Source organism: Ferranicluibacter rubi (genome assembly GCF_011603255.1).
GTDB lineage: Bacteria > Pseudomonadota > Alphaproteobacteria > Rhizobiales > Rhizobiaceae > Ferranicluibacter > Ferranicluibacter rubi.
Map to the genome: position 1 here is coordinate 108,415 of NZ_JAANCM010000003.1, position 16,817 is coordinate 125,231.

Below are 16,817 nucleotides of genomic sequence, written 5' to 3' on the forward strand. Positions count from 1 at the left end.
CTACAAGTTCGTCAGACGGGTGTCAATAACCTGTCATACAGCTTTTCTGTTCTCGCGCAGGAGCGAACGATAGCGCGTCTGGCTGCCGCGCAGGTGGCGGCGCATGGCCTCGCGCGCGCCGTCGTCGTCGCCGTTGGAGATGGCGAACACGATGGCGCGATGCTCCTCGTCGATCAGCTTGAGATAGGCCGTCTGGTCGGTCTCCTCGTCACCGGTGCGCAAGGCCGCCCGCGGGATGACGTTGGAGCCAATCATCGAGAGGAAATCGCGAAAACGCGGATTGTTCGTGGCCTCTGCAATGGCGAGATGGAGCGCAAAATCTGCTTCTGAACTTGAGGTGCCCGCTTCGAGGCAGGCGCGAACGGCATAGTGCCGCTCCAGAATCACTTCCTCCTGCAGCGGAGAGCGCCGAAGGGCTGCCAGACCTGCGGATTCGACCTCGACGGCCGTCCGCAGCTCCAGAACCTCGATCATGGAGGAGACGCGCGCCGGGTCGATCGTCTGCAGAGAAAGGGCAGCCGGCACCAAGAGCTGCGGCGGCTCCAGAACGAAGACGCCGGCGCCCTGGCGCGTATCGACCAGCCGGTCGGCGCGCAGGCTGGCGATCGCCTCGCGCACCACTGTACGGCTGACGCCATGCGATTTGCCCAGTTGCGCCTCACTCGGAAGCTTGGTGCCGGGCGGAAAGCGACCGTCCACGATTGCGGTGCGCAGGCTTTCTCCGAGCCTTGCCGTCAGGGTGCCTCCCGTGGCGCGGGCCTTGTTCATTCTTCGCGTCTCCGACTGATATTCGATGCAGTATACGTGCATCCGCTGCCACTGATATAGCCGATCTGTTGACGCGATTCCAGCAGCCTGTATGATAAGTTCGATAACACAGGAGGAATGACCGTTGAAACGAATGCTGGTAACCGGCGCTGCGGGCGGGCTGGGCCGCGCGATGCGCGAGCGACTAGGCAAGATGGCCGACATCGTCAGACTGTCCGATATCGCTGACCTTGGAGACGCCGCGCCGAACGAAGAGCTGATGCCGTGCGACCTGGGCGATGCCGACGCGGTGATGGCGCTGGTCGAAGGGTGCGATGGCATTCTGCACCTTGGCGGCATCTCGGTCGAGGACACGTTCTCGAAAATTCTCAACGCCAACATCGCCGGCCTCTACAACCTATACGAGGCGGCACAGGCACACGGCCAGCCACGCATTCTCTTTGCAAGCTCCAATCATACGATCGGCTTCTACCGCCAGGATGAGCATATCGACACGACATCGCCGATGCGTCCTGATGGTCTTTATGGCGTCTCAAAATGCTTCGGCGAGGCGCTGGCGCGGATGTACTACGAGAAATTCGGGCAGGAGACGGCACTGGTCCGCATCGGCAGCTGCTTCGAAAAGCCGCGGAACCACCGCATGCTCGCAACCTGGATGTCGTTCGACGATTTCGAAGCGCTGATCGGGCGGGTCTTTCACGCGCCCTTGCTCGGCTGCCCGATCATCTGGGGCGTCTCGGATAATGACTGCTCGTGGTGGGACAACAGCGCGGCCGCCTATCTCGGATGGCGCCCGAAAGATAATGCGGAGATATTCCGGGCCGAACTCGACGCCGCCATACCCACGCCGCCGAAAGACGATCCTGCTTCGCTTTACCAGGGCGGGCCTTTCGTGGCAGAGCCGATCCACAGGGACCGATAGGTCGGTCGGACGCGGGCAAGCGAGAGGGAGATGAGCATGAATTTGGCGGATATCCTGGCAGAGGCCATTCGAAACGGCGGAAGCGTTGACATCGACGCCGTGCCGCAACCGGATCTGGCTGAGGCCTATGCGATCCAGTCGGCGATACTTGGTCGGCTGAGCATCGACCCCAAGGGGTACAAGCTTTCCCTGCGAAGCGACGGTGTGCTGAGCGCGCCGTTGCTATCCGTAACCGAGGCGGCAAGCTTTCCGTATCAGCCCGGGCTGAAGCTGGAGGTCGAAATCGCGCTCGTTCTCGGTCGAGATCTTCCGGTCCGCGCCGAGCCCTACGCCCGGCAGGAGATCCGGGACACCATCGCTGCCGTCCATATCGGAATCGAGTTGGTTCGCAGTCGCTATGCCGGCGGCCCTCAGGGGCGCACGGCACTTCTGGTTGCAGACCTCATGAGCAATGCAGGCTATCGTCTCGGGCCTGCGCTCGACGCCGATGTCCTTGATGAAGGCCGGGCGGACGACCTTCGCATCATCGCAGGCGACCAACCTCTCTTCGACGCCCCGGGCGCGCACCCGGACAGCGATCCCCTGGCAGCGCTCGTCGCCTATGCCAACGAGGCCGGGCGCGCCACCAGGACATTGCGGCAGGGCATGGTCGTCACCACGGGCTCCCTTTGCGGAGGCCTTACCCTTCCATCACCGGCGACCGTTTCCATCTCGCTCGGGCGGACAACGTGGCGCATGGATATCGTCGAATAGGTCTTCCGGAATCTGACGAATCCGACGTCAACGCACTCTTCCAGCAGTTGTTTTTTCTGCAAGTATTCGATACCCCTTCCATAAGTCGAGGGTTGTTGAGATATGATGTATATTGTTTTGCAGATAAAGCGCGCCTGTTTCGTTCTGGGGCTTCTTCTGATGTTCGGAAGCGCTCAGGCTGCGGCCGCTGGTTGCCAGCGCGCCGATGTCGTCGTTTACGGGGGAACACCGGGGGGCATCACCGCGGCGATACAGGCCGCGCGCCTGAAGAAATCTGTCATTCTGCTCGAGCCGACGGCCCATATCGGCGGCTTGATGTCCAATGGCCTGACCAAGACCGACGCGTCGCCGCGCAAGAACGTCTATGGCGGCATTACCGCCGAGTTTCTGGCCAAAGCGAAGGCCTATTATGGTACGCCGGACCCGATCCGTATCTATTTCGAGTCAAAATGGGCGGAATCCACGTTTAATGACATGCTCGCCACGGCGAAGGTCAATGTCGAGTTCGGCCAACGGATTCTGAAGGTCACGAAGGTCAAAGCGGCTCTCACCGAGATTGCGATGGTGTCGGGCAACGCCTATTGCGCGACGGTGTTCATCGACGCCAGCTACGAAGGCGACCTGATGTTCAAGGCCGCAGTCGATACGGTGATCGGGCGTGAAAGTCGCAAAAAATATGGTGAGACGGCTGCAGGCGTGCAGAAGCTTGCACGTCCGCTGGTTGCCAACAAGCAGATCCTCGTCGACCCCTACGTCATCCCCGGCAACTCTCAGAGTGGACTTCTGCCCGGTGTCATCGGCGTTGGGCAAAAGCCGCTCGGCTCGGCTGACACTAGCATGATGGCGTTCAATTATCGTCTTTGCGTCACCGACACCGCCGACAATCGCATCCCGTTCTCCAAGCCTGACGGCTACGATCCGGTCCAGTATGAAACGACAGCGCGTTTTTTCGCCGCCATGCAAAAGGCCGGGTTGGGTATCGACGAGGCTTACTTCGTTGGTCGAACTCTGACAGTTCGCAACAAGCTGGATGTCAACTCGTTGCGCTATTTCTCCACCAATGTCTGGCATATCGGTTACGACTACACGGTGGGGACGGAGGCCGTGCGCGAGCAAATCCGCGCCAAGGTTCGCAACCATATCGCAGGGTTGATGTGGTTCGGCCAAACAGATCCTCGCGTCCCGGAAAGTGTCAGACAGTACATGACGAAGTTTGGGTACTGCGCCGACGAGTTTACCGATAATGGCGGTTTGCCTTACCAGATGTACGTTCGGCAGGCGCGACGTCTGATCGGACAATTCGTTCTGACACAAAAGGAACTCGTCAAGAAGACGAAGTATAAGGACACGATCGGTCTCGGCTTCTATCCGATGGATGAGCATGGTATGATCCGCACCGTGCTGAACGATTACGTTGCGGATGAATCGCGCGAAAGCATCGGCGTCGGCCCCTACGAAATCCCGTATCGCGCCATGCTGCCGAAGGCCGCGCAGGTGACGAACCTCATCGTCCCCGTCGCCATTTCCTCGAGCCATGCCGCCTTCACCTCCGTACGCGTGGAACCGACATTCATGGTGCTGGGACAGGCGGCCGGAGCTGCGGCGGCGTTGGCGCCGTCGGGCAATGTGAACAAGGTCAATGTCAACGATCTGCGCAAGAAGTTGTCGGCTGCCGGGCAGATCCTGAAGTTCTGATCGTCTCACGCAGAAACCGGCTCCGTGCGCGGAGCCGGTTTATCGGCGGTCAAACCAAGCTGCGGAGGCCCCCATGTGTGCCGCGCTGGGCACACAGGCTGATTTTCTGACCGCATTTCTGCCATCGACACGGCAGCGAGCTTGTTTCCGTCAGAGCCTGCTTGAAATACCGGCGTTCGGTCGTATGTCTGAGCCGAACATCGCAGCCACCGGATTGTCCCTTTGGCGCGGGTCCGGGAAGATTGGCCGTATCAAGGTCGACAAGGTCACGATGAACGCCGAAGAACTTGCCGCCCAGCGCATCGCCGCGATTCGTCGCAGTGGTCTTCTCGACAAGGCCGGAAACGAACAGTTCGGGCACCTGACGGAGCATGTCCGCGCGGCCCTCGATGTCCCCGTGGCGATCATCTCCATCGTAGATGAGAACCGGCAGGTTTTTGCCGGTCATTGCGGCCTGCCGGAACCATGGGCCGCACGCGGCGAAACCCCCATCACCCATTCGTTCTGCCAGCATGTCGTGGCCACGGACGACGTCCTCACGATCGAGGACGCCCGCCTGCACGACTTGGTACGCGACAACATGGCCATCGACGATATAGGCGTCGTTGCCTATCTCGGCGTGCCCATTCGCCTGCCGGACGGGCAACTCATCGGTGCGCTCGCCGCCATTGATACGAAGCCTCGAATTTGGATAGCGCGCGACCGGCTTACGTTGGAAACGCTCGCGAAGGTCGTCGAGAAGCAGATCGAGGTCGGTGTCTCCGAACTCATGTATCGTTCGCTCTTCCATGACATGCAGGAAGGTTACTATGTTGCGAGCGCTGTGCGTGATGCGACAGGTGACATCGTCGATATCCGCTTCGAGGATATCAATCCGGCTTTCCAGCGTTTGACGGGCATGAAACCCGACACGGTGGTGGGCGCCACCTTGTCGCAGATCGCGCCTGGCGTGCTCGGTGACATGATGCCTGCTTACCGGTCGGTCTTCGATCTCGGCGAGCCGATCGTGCATCTGAACCAGGCAAATGAAATCGGCGGAAAGTGGTTCGAGAACCGCATTCGCCGGATCGGGGCGGATCGCATCGCGTCCGTCTTCTCCGACGTGACGGCGCGCAAGCTGGCGGAGGAGCGCCTGCAGAAGAGCGAGGCGCACTGGCGTGGCTTGTTCGAGCAACTCGAGGAGGGTTTCATCCTCGGAGAGCTCATCCGCGATGCGGACGGTCAGGTGATCGACTGGCGCTACATCGAGGTCAACCGGGCTTGGGGAGAGCTGGTCGGCATTGCCCCTTCCTCCGCCGTCGGGCGAACGGTTCACGAGGTTTTCGGTGGCAGCGAAGACGCGTGGATCCCCGCATTTGCGGCTGTCGTCAGCTCCAACGAACCGCTCGTCTTCGTGCGGGAGGTCGGGACGACAGGCCGCTGGTACGAAGGCCATGCCCAGCCGCTCGACGCGGAGCGTTTCGTCGTTCTGTTCGTGGAGGTCACCGCGCGCCTGAAGCTGGAAGCGGAACTGCGCGACCAGCAGCGGCAACTCTCGACCATCATCGACACCATGCCGGTCGGCGTGCTTCTTGCGGAAGCGCCGACGGGTCGGATCATCCTCCAGAACGAGCGATCGCAGCAGTTGCTGGGCCGTGACGCGACGGCCGCACAGTCGGTGGATGAATATGATATCTTCGTCGCGACCCATCACGATGGCTCGCCGTTCGATCCGCATCATTATCCTTTGGCCCGCATCATGGCCCGCGAATGCGACAGCGCAACGGTCGAGGTGCTCTATCACCGGCCGGACGGCAGCAAGACCTGGATCTCGATCGTAGGCGAGGCCATCAAGGACCTTTCCGGAGATCTCTCGGGCGCGGTCGTCGCGGTCACCGACATCTCCGACCGCAAGATGGTCGAGGCGGAAAAGGAACTCATCAACCGGGAAATAGCGCACCGGCTGAAGAATATGCTGGCGATGGTCCAGGCCATCGCCACCCAGACGCTGCGTCCGGTAACCGAGCAGGCCCATGTGCGCACTTTCGAGAAGAGGCTCCATGCGCTCAGCCGGGCCCACGACGTCCTGCTGCACGACAATCACGATTCCGCACCGATCCAGGCGATCATGGCAACGACGCTCGAGAGTCTGGCACCTGCGGATCGCGTCGATCTGCGCGGCCCCCGGACGATCGTCGGCCCGAAGGGCGCCCTGTCGCTTGCCTTGTTGCTGCACGAGCTTGGCACCAACGCGGTGAAGTACGGCGCCCTGTCGAACGAGCATGGTCGCGTTGCGATCGACTGGTTCATCGAGGGGAAGGGCGTGGAGCGTGCGCTGCACATGACGTGGCAGGAGACCAATGGTCCGATCGTTACGCCGCCGGAGCGCAAGGGTTTCGGCACGAAGCTGCTGCGCATGGGTCTGGCCGGCGCAGGCGGCGTCGATGTCGATTACGCGCCAACCGGTCTCGTTGTGAAGATGGTGGCTTTGCTGACACAGCTTCAGCAGACGGAGTGAGGCACCGCACCTGCTGCGGCGGTCCATGTCGCGGGAAAAAACGCTAACGGCGGAGATCGGGAGCGGTCAGCTGGTTGCAGCTACATATTATGAATGCGCTCAGGCATGTTGCTGATTTGAACGTCTGCGATCGCGTCCGCTACGCTATTACAAAATCGCTGAAGATTCACTTGGAATACAGGTCAACAACGTCGCCTCGACCCACCAAGCCCGACCCATCACCTATCGATCCATCTGCGACCGCACCGACCAGATTTCGCGAACCGCGGGCGCAGCCACGAAGCTGGAGGGCTGGCTCGATGCTGGAGGCGGGTCTGCAATGCCTTCGCCGAGATAGTTCAGCGCCGATAGAAAGCCGCTCCGCGAGAAGGGCTTGGCGATGACGCCGTGGGCGCCGGAGAAGTCGTCGGGAATCTTCTTCGGGTTTGCAGTGACGAAGACGATGACAGCGGAAGGCCACCTGTCCTGGATCAGCTTCGACACGTCTAGGCCGTTCGTGCCCCGAGCAAGCTGCATATCGACCAGCGCGAGATCCGGCGCCGGCTCGGTTTCCATGGCCTCGACCTCGTAGAGGGAAGCAGCTTCGCCGACGACGCTGTGCCCGGCTTCTTCAACCATCATTTCCACATCCATGGCCAGCAGAGGTTCGTCCTCCACGATGAGAACCTGCAGGGCCTTGAAGGCTGGGGGGGAGGGGGTCATGATGTCTGCTCCATTTCCGGTATGCGCAACGTCACGCGGGTGCCCGTCGGCAAACGGTCCCACGCGACAGTCGTGCCGCTTTGCGGCGACAGGCGTTTGATCAGGGCGTGACCGAGGCCACTGGACGCGGGGTCCATGATCAGCCCGACCCCGTCGTCTTCGATCGAGAGTGTTGCTTCCTCGCCATCGCGGGTCGCGATGATCGAGACGGATCCCGCACGGTTTTCGCGCAGCCCATGCTTGATGGCGTTGGTCAGGACCTCGTTCAGGATCAGTCCGAGCGCCGATGCATGCTCGGAGCGCACCTCGATCGGCTCGATATCGCATTTCAGCCGGATATTGCTGCGTCCGCTGGCGCCGATCACATCCGAGGCAAGGTTCGCGGCGAAGGCCGCAACGTCGAAGCGCGTCACGTCGTCGGCCTGATAGAGCCGGCGGTGAACCGTCGCGAGCGCGTCGATCCGCTCCATCATCGTTTCGAGCTTTACCCGGATATCGGCATCGTCGATCGCGCGGACTTGCAGCCGCAAGAGGGCACCGATCATGGTGAGGTTGTTCTTGACCCGATGATCGACCTCGTGAAGCAGCAGTGTCTTGGCTTCCAGCGCTTTTTCCAGGTCTGCCGTGCGGCGCTTGACCTCGCTGTCGACGGCGGCCTTCTGTGCGGCAATCGTCTCCTGCGCCATCACGCGATCCGTCACGTCGAGCTGCGACGCGAAGAAGAATTGAACGTCTCCGCTCTCGCCGCGAACCGGGCTGAGGAACAGAGCGTTCCAGAAGGTCGAGCCATCCTTGCGGTAGTTCAGCAGGTCGATGTGAATGCTTTCTTCGGCCCGGATGGCAGCACGGATTTTCGCAATGCTGGCTTCATCCGTGTCAACGCCTTGCAGAAACCTGCAGTTACGGCCGACGATGTCTTCGCGATCGTAGCCGGTAAGGTGCTGGAATGCTTCGTTGCAGAACACGATCGGGTTGTCTGGCTGTGCAGGATCCGTGATGACCATCGCCATGCGAGTGGCACGCACGGCAGCAGCAAAGGGATCACCCCGGCCATGCTCGTAATCGAGAATTTCCGTCAGGTGCCAATCATCTTTCTGGCTCATGCGTACTCCAGGCGCCGAAAAGGATGCAATTACAACGGCCACTCATAATGCCACATAGCGCCGTTTGTTCCGGCCACCTGAGACTCTGCGGAAATCCGAGCGAACGTGACCGACTATGACAGACGATACGCGGCAGGCACCCGGCTGGATGTGGTGGGTCTCGGACGATAGCCTCTCTGCCGCTTCTGCCGTGCGACCTCCAGGAAGAGCATAACGGCCGCCGCCTCGTCCTCGAACAGATGTATCTTCTCGCGCCCCGTCGTCCCGATCCGCCCCCAGCGGCGGACGAGGGAGGTCTTGCCGAACAAGGAGGGCTCGATCGACAGGGCGTAGAACCGGGCCATGTTTTTCGCCGGCTGGGTGCGCTCGATGTAGAGGTAATAAGGGTGCTGGTTCATGGGGCGAGAATCGCCCGTGGCTGAGAAAGCGTCCAACCAAACTTATGAATCGATCAGCGCCGTCCGATTCACGCGGGTGATGCATCCGGAGCCGAAGGTACCTTCATGCGCAGTTCGATCGAGCGCAACAGGTTGGAACGTGCCGTCTTCAGGTGCTGGCGGCAGGCGCGGTCGATGGCCTTGAGGTCGCGGCGCAGCAGCGCCTCGATATAAGCAAGGTGCTCGGTCAACGCGGTGAAGGTGCGCTGTTTCTCGTCTTCCGCATCCCACTGGGCATTGTAGTGGAAGAGCATCGAGATGATGTCGTAGAAATCCTTGATGAACCGGTTATCGGCGGTCTCGTGGACGGTGCGGTGCAGGCGTTCGTCCAGATCCGGAAACAGACCGTAATCCGTGTCGATGCTTGCCAGCAGGGACCGGTGCTCCGCCTCGATCGTCCGCATGCGCCGCCACGATCCGGAATCGTCTGGCAGATCGATGAAGCTGCGCGCGGCACGCAGCTCGAACATTTCGCGGACCTCGTAGATCTCGTTTGCAAAGGCCGGCGTGACGCCCTTGAAGAGCCAGGCACTGTTTGGACGCCGCTCGATAAGGCCGAAATGCTGGAAATGCGGCAGGTGTTCGCGGATGATCGTGGTCGACGTGCCGAACTGTCGCGCAAGTTCCGTAGCCGTCAGCAGATGACCCGGCCCGATATGGCCGTCCAATATCCATTCCAAGAAGCGACGCTCGACGGTGGCGCTGGTCGACAGGGTCTGCGTGTCGGGAAAGGCATCGTCTGGCGCGGGGCGGCGAGACAGCCGGCGGGCGCCGCTTTCGCGACGGAGGATGCCAGCAGCTTCAAGCCCGGTCATGACCGTGCGGATGGTGGTGCGGCTGACGGCCAGCGACTGCGAAAGCTCGTTCTCGGAGGGCATTTCGGCGCCGAGCGGCAGGCTCCCGCAGATTGCGAGGCAGCCGTTGTAACTCCGCTTGTAGACCGCATTTCCCTTCATTCCAAACGCCTCCCCGCCGGTCCCGATGTCGGCAGCCTCCTGTTTATTGCATAAAATAAACAAAATAAAGCATTGCGTGGCAGTTTGTCTTTTGTATATAAAACGCAAGGGAGAACCTGAGGAGGATCTAACGCATGGGCAGATCGAACATCAGCAGAACAGCGTGCAGCGCCATGTTTGCCGTCTGTTACATGCCTTCAGGCTCTGCCACGTCAGAGCTTTGCGTATGAGCACGCGCATCATTCAGTTCGGAACCAGCCGCTTTCTTCAGGCGCATGTCGATCTCTTCGTTCACGAGGCGCGCGAAGCCGGTCAGGCGATCGGTCCGATCACCATCGTCCAGGTCTCGGGCTCCGCAGAACGCGCCGGCCGTGTGGCCGCCTTCGGACATCCGCAAGGCTATCCGATCATCATCCGCGGTATCGAGGCAGGCCGGCAGGTCGAGCGCCGGATCTCCGTCACATCGGTCGACGGCGGCATCTCCGCGCTGGCCGATTGGGCAAAGCTGAAGGCGCTGTTTGCAAACGACGCCGCTTTCATCGTCTCCAACACCGGCGATCGCGGTTACGAATTGTCTGCGGATGATCGCAGCGACACGCTTTTCTCAGGACGCATCCCCACATCGTTCGTGGGCAAGCTTGCGGTTCTGCTTTTCCACCGCTGGCAGGCGCAGGGCGGTCCGCTCACCGTGCTGCCGTGCGAGCTTTTGAACCGCAATGGCGACATTCTGCAGCAAGCCGTTCTATCGCTTGCTGCCGAGGCCGGTGCAGACGAGGCGTTCCTCCACTACGTGGAGACCGAGGTCATCTTCGCCAACACGCTCGTGGACCGCATCGTCTCCGAGCCGATCGAGCCGGTTGGTGCTGTCGCCGAGCCCTACGCGCTCTGGGCGATCGAGGCGAAGCCCGGACTGGCGCTCCCGTTCGACCATCCGTCCGTCGTTCTGACCGACGATCTCGAGCCCTATGAGCGGCTGAAGCTGCATATCCTCAATCTCGGCCACACGGTCCTCGCCGACATCTGGCTGCGCGAAGGTCGCGCACAGGACGAGACGGTTCGGGCGCTGTTGCAGGACGCGGCGATCCGCGAGCAGTTGCTTGCCGTCTACCGGCAGGAGGTCGTTCCGGGCTTTGCCGCGCATGGCATGGCCGACGCCGCGAAAGCCTATGTGGAGGTGACGCTGGAGCGGTTCGACAACCCGTTCCTCGATCACCGCGTCGCAGACATCGCCCAGAACCACGGCGTCAAGATCGAGCGGCGGATCGGCGCCTTCCTCGACTGGGTGGCGGAGACCGGGACGACGCCGGCAGCGCCGGTCCTTCGCGGCCTCATCGCCGGGCAGGCCGTGGCGACGCATGAAACGGAGAGGGCAAAGGCATGACCTATACGTTCGATTTCTCCGCGCTTCTGCCGTACTGGCCGGATTTCCTCTGGGGTGCGGTTCTGACCCTGCAGCTTTCTGCCGTCGCGACGGTCGCCGGCTTCATCGTGGGCACGCTCTGTGCCATCGGGCGGGCCGACGGATCGCCGGTCGTCAAGGCGATCGTGGCGGCCTATGTCGAGGTGATCCGCAACACGCCGCTGCTGGTGCAGGTGTTCATCATCTATTTTGGCATCGCCACACTCGGCATCCGCGTCTCCGCCAATCTCGCGGCCATGATCGCGCTCACCGTGAATGTCGGTGCCTATACCTGCGAGATCGTGCGGGCGGGCCTCCAGTCCATTCACCGCTCGCAGGTCGAAGCGGCGGAGTGTCTCGGGCTTTCGAAACCGCAGATCTACTGGCATGTCATCGTGCGCCCGGCGATCGAGCGGGTCTATCCCTCCCTGACCAGCCAATACGTGCTGCTGATGCTGGCGTCCTCCATCACCTCGCAGATTTCCGCCGAAGAGCTGACCGCCGTCGCCAACCGCATCCAGTCTGGCACCTTCCGCGCGTTCGAGACCTACATCGTCGTCGGCCTCATCTATCTCGTCCTGTCCTTCGTGATGCGCGGTGCCTTCACCGCCTTCGCCCAGGCAGCCTTTACCCGCCGGCGCAAGCTCGGCACGACATTGTGAGGCGGCCCCTGTGATGACGACCCCCACATTCAGCCTGCTCCACGTCGAATTTTTGGCATGGGCCGCTCTCTGGACGCTCGGCCTCTCAGCCATCGCCTTCATCGGCGGCGGTCTCCTCGGCTTCGGCGTCATGCTCGCCCGCATCGGACCGTCGAAACTTCTACGGCGGGCGGCCAGCACTTACATCCAGATCGTGCAGGGCACGCCCCTGCTGATCCTCCTGTTTCTCATCTATTACGGCATCGCCATCTTTGCCGGCCCCGGCTTTCCCGCCATCCTCGCAGCGGGTGCGGGTCTGACCATCTACGCCTCCGGCTTCCTCGCCGAAATCTGGCGCGGCTGTATCGAGGCCGTTCCGAAGACCCAGTGGGAGGCTGCCGAATGTCTGGCGCTGACACGCTGGCAGCGCATGATGCGGGTGATCCTGCCGCAGGCCCTGCGCATTGCGACGCCACCCACGGTCGGCTTTCTCGTGCAGATCGTGAAGAACACGTCGCTCGCGTCGGTCATAGGCTTCATCGAGCTGGCCCAGGCCGGCAAGCTCATCAACAACTCCATCTTCGAACCGTTCACCGTCTTCATGGTGGTGGCAGCGTTCTACTTTGCGATCTGCTTCCCGTTGTCCATGTGGAGCCGGACGCTTGAAAGGAAGCTCAATGTCGCCGGTCGTTAAGCTCAGAAACGTTCACAAGTATTTCGGGGCTCTCAAGGTTCTGGAAGGCGTATCCTTCGAGGTCGAGCGCGGCGGTGTGGCTGCGGTCATCGGCCAGTCCGGCTCGGGCAAGTCCACGGCGCTTCGCTGCATCAATGCGCTGGAGACCATTCAGGACGGCACGATCGAGGTCTGCGGCCATGCCGTCGGCGACCCGAAACTCGACCGCCGTGCGCTTCGCCAAGATGTCGGCATCGTGTTTCAAAGCTACAATCTCTTCCCTCACCTGACGGTGGAGCAGAACATCATGCTGGCGCCGACCTGCGTGAAATCGATCGGCAAGAGCGAAGCGCGCGACCTTGCGCGGGATGTGCTGGCACAGGTCGGATTGTCGGAAAAGGCACAGCAATATCCCGAGCAGCTCTCCGGCGGGCAGCAGCAACGCGTGGCGATCGCACGGTCGCTGGCCATGCAGCCGAAGCTGATGCTGTTCGACGAGGTTACGTCGGCCCTCGACCCGCAGCTGACGGGCGAGGTTCTGAAGGTCATGGAGGATCTGGCACGCGGCGGCATGACCATGATCCTCGTCACTCATGAAATGGCGTTCGCCCGCAAGGTCGCAAGCCAGGTCATCTACATGCACAAGGGCCAGGTCTGGGAGACCGGCCCCGGGTCCATGCTCGACGCCCCGAAGACGCCGGAACTGGCGAACTTCGTGGGCAGCGGCCTCTAAAGCGAACGACTTGCGTCAAAGCAAGAGGCCCGCAAACGCTTACAGTCATTCAACCGGGAGGAACGACCATGAACAGACGTAACCTGCTTTCCACCATCTCCGCGGCGGCCTTCGCCCTCGTCATCGGCCTGCCGGTGCTCGGCGGCTCGAACGCCATGGCCGATACGCTGGCCGACATCCAGCAGCGCGGCAAGATCCGCATCGCGGTCGATCTGGGCTCGCCACCCTTTGGCATGACGGACGCGCAGATGCAGCCCACGGGCTCGGACATCGAGAGCGCACGTCTGGTTGCCGAAGCGCTCGGCGTCGAACTGGAACTGGTGCAGGTCACCGGCCCGAACCGCGTTCCCGCCCTCCTCACCGGCCAGGCCGACATCGTCATGGCCTCGTTCAGCGTCAATGCCGAGCGCAAGAAGGTGATCGATTTCACCGATGCCTATGGCGTTATCCAGATCGTGGTTGCGGCCGGTTCGGCTGGCGCAAATGTGACCAAGCCGGAAGATCTCAACGGCGTACAGGTCGGCACGACGCGCGGCTCGACGAACGATCTCGAAGCGACGGCCAAGCTGCCGGGCGCGCAGCTGACGCGCTACGATGACGATGCGACGCTCGTCACGGCCCTGGTCTCCGGCCAGGTCGACGTCATGGCATCCTCGCTGCAGATCATGTCGGCGGTCAACCAGCGCCGCACGGCCGATCCGCTGACGCTCAAGATCGTGCTGAAGACCAACCCCTACGCGATCGGCCTGCGCAAGGGCGATGACACGCTGAAGGCCAAGCTGAACGAGGTCATCGCCGAAAACCTGAAGAACGGGAAGCTCAGCGAGATCTACAACCGCTACACGGGCGTGCCGCTGCCGGCGACCCTACCCAAGACCTGATCGCGCCGCTGACGGCGATACCGCGGGAGCCGGTCGCTCGGCTTCCGCACCATGACGAGACTGCGAACGATCTGCGAAGGTGATGCTATGAAAGCCCTGATCTGCAACGAGCCCGGCCGTCTTTCGGTCATCGACCGCCCCGTCCCCGTGCCGGCGCCGGGCGAGGTTCTGGTCCGCATCCGCCGCGTCGGCATCTGCGGCACGGATTACCATATCTTTCAGGGCAAGCACCCGTTCCTCGAATATCCCCGGGTCATGGGGCATGAACTGTCGGGCACGGTCGAGAGCGTGCCGCAAGGCAGCAAACTGAAGGCGGGGGAAGCGGTCTATATCGTGCCCTATCTCTCCTGTGGCACCTGCCACGCCTGCCGGAAGGGCGTGTCGAATGCCTGCCAGAGCATCGCCGTGCTCGGCGTGCACCGCGATGGCGGCATGGCGGAATATCTCTGCGTGCCGGAAGGCAACGTCGTGTCGGCCGGTAGCGCCTCGCTTGACGCCGCAGCCACGATCGAATTCCTGGCCATCGGCGCGCATGGCGTGAAGCGCGGCAGCGTGTCTGCTGCAGACCGCGTTCTCGTCGTCGGCTCCGGCCCCATCGGCATGTCGGCGATCATCTTCGCCAAGGCGCGCGGCGCGCATGTCACGGTCATGGATGTCCGCGAGGATCGTCTGGGCTTCACGCTCGACCGGCTGGGCGCCGATGCCATGATCATGGCGGACGCGTCGGCGGAAGCCGAGGCATCGCGGATGACCGGCGGAGACTTCTTCGACGTCGTCATCGACGCGACCGGCAATGCCGGAGCCATGCAGCGCGGCTTCGGTTTCATCGCCCATGCCGGGCGCTACGTGCTGGTCAGCGTCGTGCGTACCGACATCACCTTCTCCGACCCGGAGTTTCACAAGCGCGAGGCGACGCTGTTCGGCAGCCGCAACGCGCAGGCCGACGACTTTGCCGAAGTGGTGCGCCAGATGGCGGCCGGCCGCGTGCCCGTCGATGCGCTCATCACGCATCGCGGCGCGCTTGAGGATGGTCCTGAACTTTTCCCGCAGTGGCTGCGCCCGGAAACTGGTACCATCAAAGCCATTCTGGAGATTTGACCATGGCGACGCCCCGCATTCTGCGCCTCAACGATTCCGACAACGTGGTCATCGCCATCGACCGCGTTTCGAACGGCGACATTCTGCAGAACGGCGTGGCGGCGCGCAGTGCGGTGGGCAAGGGGCACAAGATCGCGCTCGTGCCGATCTCCGAGGGCGAACCGATCCGCAAGTTCGGCCAGATCATCGGCTTCGCATCCGTTCCGATCGCGCCAGGAGACTGGGTGCACGAGCACAATGTCGCGATCCACGACTTTTCCCGCGACTATGCCTTCGCCACGGAAGCGCGCCCGGACGGCGGGCTTCTGGCGGGCGAAGTGCCGGAGACCTTCCAGGGTTTCCGCCGCCCGGACGGGCGTGTCGGCACGCGCAACTATATCGGCATTCTGTCGTCGGTGAACTGTTCCGCCACCGTCGCCGGCTTCATTGCCGAGGCGGTCGAGCGGTCCGGCATTCTCAAGGATTACCCCGATATCGACGGCGTCATTCCCTTCACCCACGGCACCGGCTGCGGCATGGCGTCGAAAGGGGAGGGGTACGATATTCTGGCCCGCACCCAATGGGGTTACGCGACCCATCCCAACCTTGCCGCCGTGGTTCTCGTCGGCCTCGGCTGCGAGGTCTTCCAGATCCCGCGCCTGAAGCAGCAATATGGCATCGTCGAAGGCGATCATTTTCAGAGCCTGACGATCCAGGAAACCGGAGGAACACGCCGCTCGATCGAGGCCGGCGTCGAACGCATTCGCGATCTCCTGCCAATGGCCGCAAAGGCGCGCCGGGAAACGGTTTCCGCTTCCGAAATCACGCTGGCCCTGCAATGTGGCGGTTCCGACGGCTATTCCGGGCTCACGGCCAATCCTGCGCTCGGGGCGGCGGTGGACCAGCTCGTGCGGCAGGGCGGCACGGCCATCCTGTCGGAGACGCCCGAGATTTTCGGCGCCGAACACCTGTTGACCCGCCGGGCCGAGAGCGAAGCAGTCGGGCAGAAGATCGTCGATCTGATCGACTGGTGGACCGACTATGCCGCGCGCGCCGGCGGCGAGCTGAACAACAATCCGTCGCCCGGCAACAAGGCCGGCGGACTGACGACGATCCTCGAAAAATCGCTTGGCGCTGTCGCCAAGGGCGGCACCTCGACCCTGCGCGGGGTCTATGCCTATGCCGAGCGCATCGATCGCAAGGGCTTCGTCTATATGGACACGCCAGGCTACGATCCGGTTGCCGCAACGGGGCAGGTGGCCGGCGGCGCCAATGTGATCGCGTTTACCACAGGGCGTGGCTCGGCCTACGGCTGCAAGCCGACGCCGTCGATCAAGCTCGCCACCAATTCCGATCTCTATCGCCGCATGGAAGAGGATATGGACATCAATTGCGGCGACGTCCTCGAAGGCGTGAGCATCGAGGAGAAGGGCCGCGAGATCTTCCAGACGGTGCTGCGCGTCGCCTCCGGCGAGCGCTCGAAGTCGGAGGAGCTCGGCTATGGTGCGAACGAGTTCGTTCCGTGGCAGATCGGGGCGACGATGTGATGCCGGATGGCTGACATCAAGCCATGCCGCGAC

16 protein-coding genes are annotated in these 16,817 nt (G+C 62.3%); 11 read left to right on the plus strand and 5 right to left on the minus strand.

Going from position 1 to position 16,817, the window contains the following annotated elements; translation table 11 throughout:
* Nucleotides 1–33: 33 nt before the first annotated feature.
* Nucleotides 34–768, minus strand: coding sequence for a FadR/GntR family transcriptional regulator (locus G8E10_RS07120; RefSeq protein WP_110802456.1), 735 nt, complete (start codon nucleotides 766–768; stop codon nucleotides 34–36).
* A gap of 124 nt (nucleotides 769–892) precedes the next feature.
* Here G8E10_RS07120 and G8E10_RS07125 point away from each other — a divergent pair, with 124 nt between their 5' ends.
* The 4 genes from G8E10_RS07125 (at nucleotide 893) to G8E10_RS07140 (ending at nucleotide 6,635) form a co-directional block, all read left to right on the plus strand.
* On the plus strand, nucleotides 893–1,690 hold the full coding sequence (locus G8E10_RS07125) for an NAD-dependent epimerase/dehydratase family protein (RefSeq protein ID WP_110802454.1): 798 nt from the start codon (nucleotides 893–895) through the stop codon (nucleotides 1,688–1,690).
* Nucleotides 1,691–1,726: 36 nt separating this feature from the next.
* Nucleotides 1,727–2,443: a hypothetical protein gene (locus G8E10_RS07130; protein ID WP_110807735.1), complete on the plus strand. Its 717-nt coding sequence runs from the start codon at nucleotides 1,727–1,729 to the stop codon at nucleotides 2,441–2,443.
* Nucleotides 2,444–2,602: 159 nt separating this feature from the next.
* Nucleotides 2,603–4,138 carry an FAD-dependent oxidoreductase gene (locus G8E10_RS07135; protein WP_167128118.1) on the plus strand — a complete coding sequence of 512 codons (1,536 nt, stop codon included), beginning with the start codon at nucleotides 2,603–2,605 and terminating at the stop codon, nucleotides 4,136–4,138.
* A gap of 184 nt (nucleotides 4,139–4,322) precedes the next feature.
* A complete protein-coding gene (locus G8E10_RS07140; RefSeq protein WP_165910790.1) occupies nucleotides 4,323–6,635 on the plus strand; it encodes a PAS domain-containing protein in 2,313 nt (770 codons plus the stop codon).
* A 222-nt stretch (nucleotides 6,636–6,857) separates the two neighbouring features.
* On the opposite strand, the gene G8E10_RS07145 is transcribed toward G8E10_RS07140, so the two are convergent.
* The 4 genes from G8E10_RS07145 to G8E10_RS07160 all read right to left on the minus strand — a co-directional run bounded on the left by G8E10_RS07145 (nucleotide 6,858) and on the right by G8E10_RS07160 (nucleotide 9,833).
* Nucleotides 6,858–7,337, minus strand: a complete 480-nt coding sequence (locus G8E10_RS07145) for a response regulator (protein WP_110802446.1) — start codon at nucleotides 7,335–7,337, stop codon at nucleotides 6,858–6,860.
* Nucleotides 7,334–8,440, minus strand: a complete 1,107-nt coding sequence (locus G8E10_RS07150) for a PAS domain-containing protein (RefSeq protein WP_110802444.1) — start codon at nucleotides 8,438–8,440, stop codon at nucleotides 7,334–7,336. The genes G8E10_RS07145 and G8E10_RS07150 overlap by 4 nt, the downstream gene beginning before the upstream one ends.
* A 113-nt stretch (nucleotides 8,441–8,553) precedes the next feature.
* The gene (locus G8E10_RS07155) at nucleotides 8,554–8,838 is read right to left on the minus strand and encodes a WGR domain-containing protein (protein ID WP_110802442.1); all 285 of its coding nucleotides are present in this window, start codon (nucleotides 8,836–8,838) and stop codon (nucleotides 8,554–8,556) included.
* 68 nt (nucleotides 8,839–8,906) lie between these two features.
* On the minus strand, nucleotides 8,907–9,833 hold the full coding sequence (locus G8E10_RS07160) for a GntR family transcriptional regulator (RefSeq protein WP_110802441.1): 927 nt from the start codon (nucleotides 9,831–9,833) through the stop codon (nucleotides 8,907–8,909).
* Nucleotides 9,834–10,059: 226 nt separating this feature from the next.
* On the opposite strand from G8E10_RS07160, the gene G8E10_RS07165 reads away from it, so the two are divergent.
* The 7 genes from G8E10_RS07165 (at nucleotide 10,060) to G8E10_RS07195 (ending at nucleotide 16,784) form a co-directional block, all read left to right on the plus strand.
* Nucleotides 10,060–11,214: a mannitol dehydrogenase family protein gene (locus G8E10_RS07165; RefSeq protein WP_110802439.1), complete on the plus strand. Its 1,155-nt coding sequence runs from the start codon at nucleotides 10,060–10,062 to the stop codon at nucleotides 11,212–11,214.
* Complete coding sequence (locus G8E10_RS07170) at nucleotides 11,211–11,894, plus strand: amino acid ABC transporter permease (protein WP_110728927.1); 684 nt, start codon at nucleotides 11,211–11,213, stop codon at nucleotides 11,892–11,894. Before G8E10_RS07165 ends, G8E10_RS07170 begins: the two co-directional genes overlap by 4 nt.
* 13 nt (nucleotides 11,895–11,907) lie before the next feature.
* A complete protein-coding gene (locus G8E10_RS07175; protein ID WP_110802437.1) occupies nucleotides 11,908–12,567 on the plus strand; it encodes an amino acid ABC transporter permease in 660 nt (219 codons plus the stop codon).
* On the plus strand, nucleotides 12,551–13,279 hold the full coding sequence (locus G8E10_RS07180; RefSeq protein WP_110802435.1) for an amino acid ABC transporter ATP-binding protein: 729 nt from the start codon (nucleotides 12,551–12,553) through the stop codon (nucleotides 13,277–13,279). Before G8E10_RS07175 ends, G8E10_RS07180 begins: the two co-directional genes overlap by 17 nt.
* Nucleotides 13,280–13,347: 68 nt before the next feature.
* Nucleotides 13,348–14,160, plus strand: coding sequence for a transporter substrate-binding domain-containing protein (locus G8E10_RS07185; RefSeq protein WP_110802434.1), 813 nt, complete (start codon nucleotides 13,348–13,350; stop codon nucleotides 14,158–14,160).
* Between the two features lie 87 nt (nucleotides 14,161–14,247).
* Complete coding sequence (locus G8E10_RS07190; protein ID WP_167128120.1) at nucleotides 14,248–15,258, plus strand: zinc-binding alcohol dehydrogenase family protein; 1,011 nt, start codon at nucleotides 14,248–14,250, stop codon at nucleotides 15,256–15,258.
* Between the two features lie 2 nt (nucleotides 15,259–15,260).
* Entirely contained in the window at nucleotides 15,261–16,784 is a 1,524-nt protein-coding gene (locus tag G8E10_RS07195) for a UxaA family hydrolase (RefSeq protein WP_110802430.1), read from the plus strand.
* Nucleotides 16,785–16,817 lie beyond the last annotated feature (33 nt).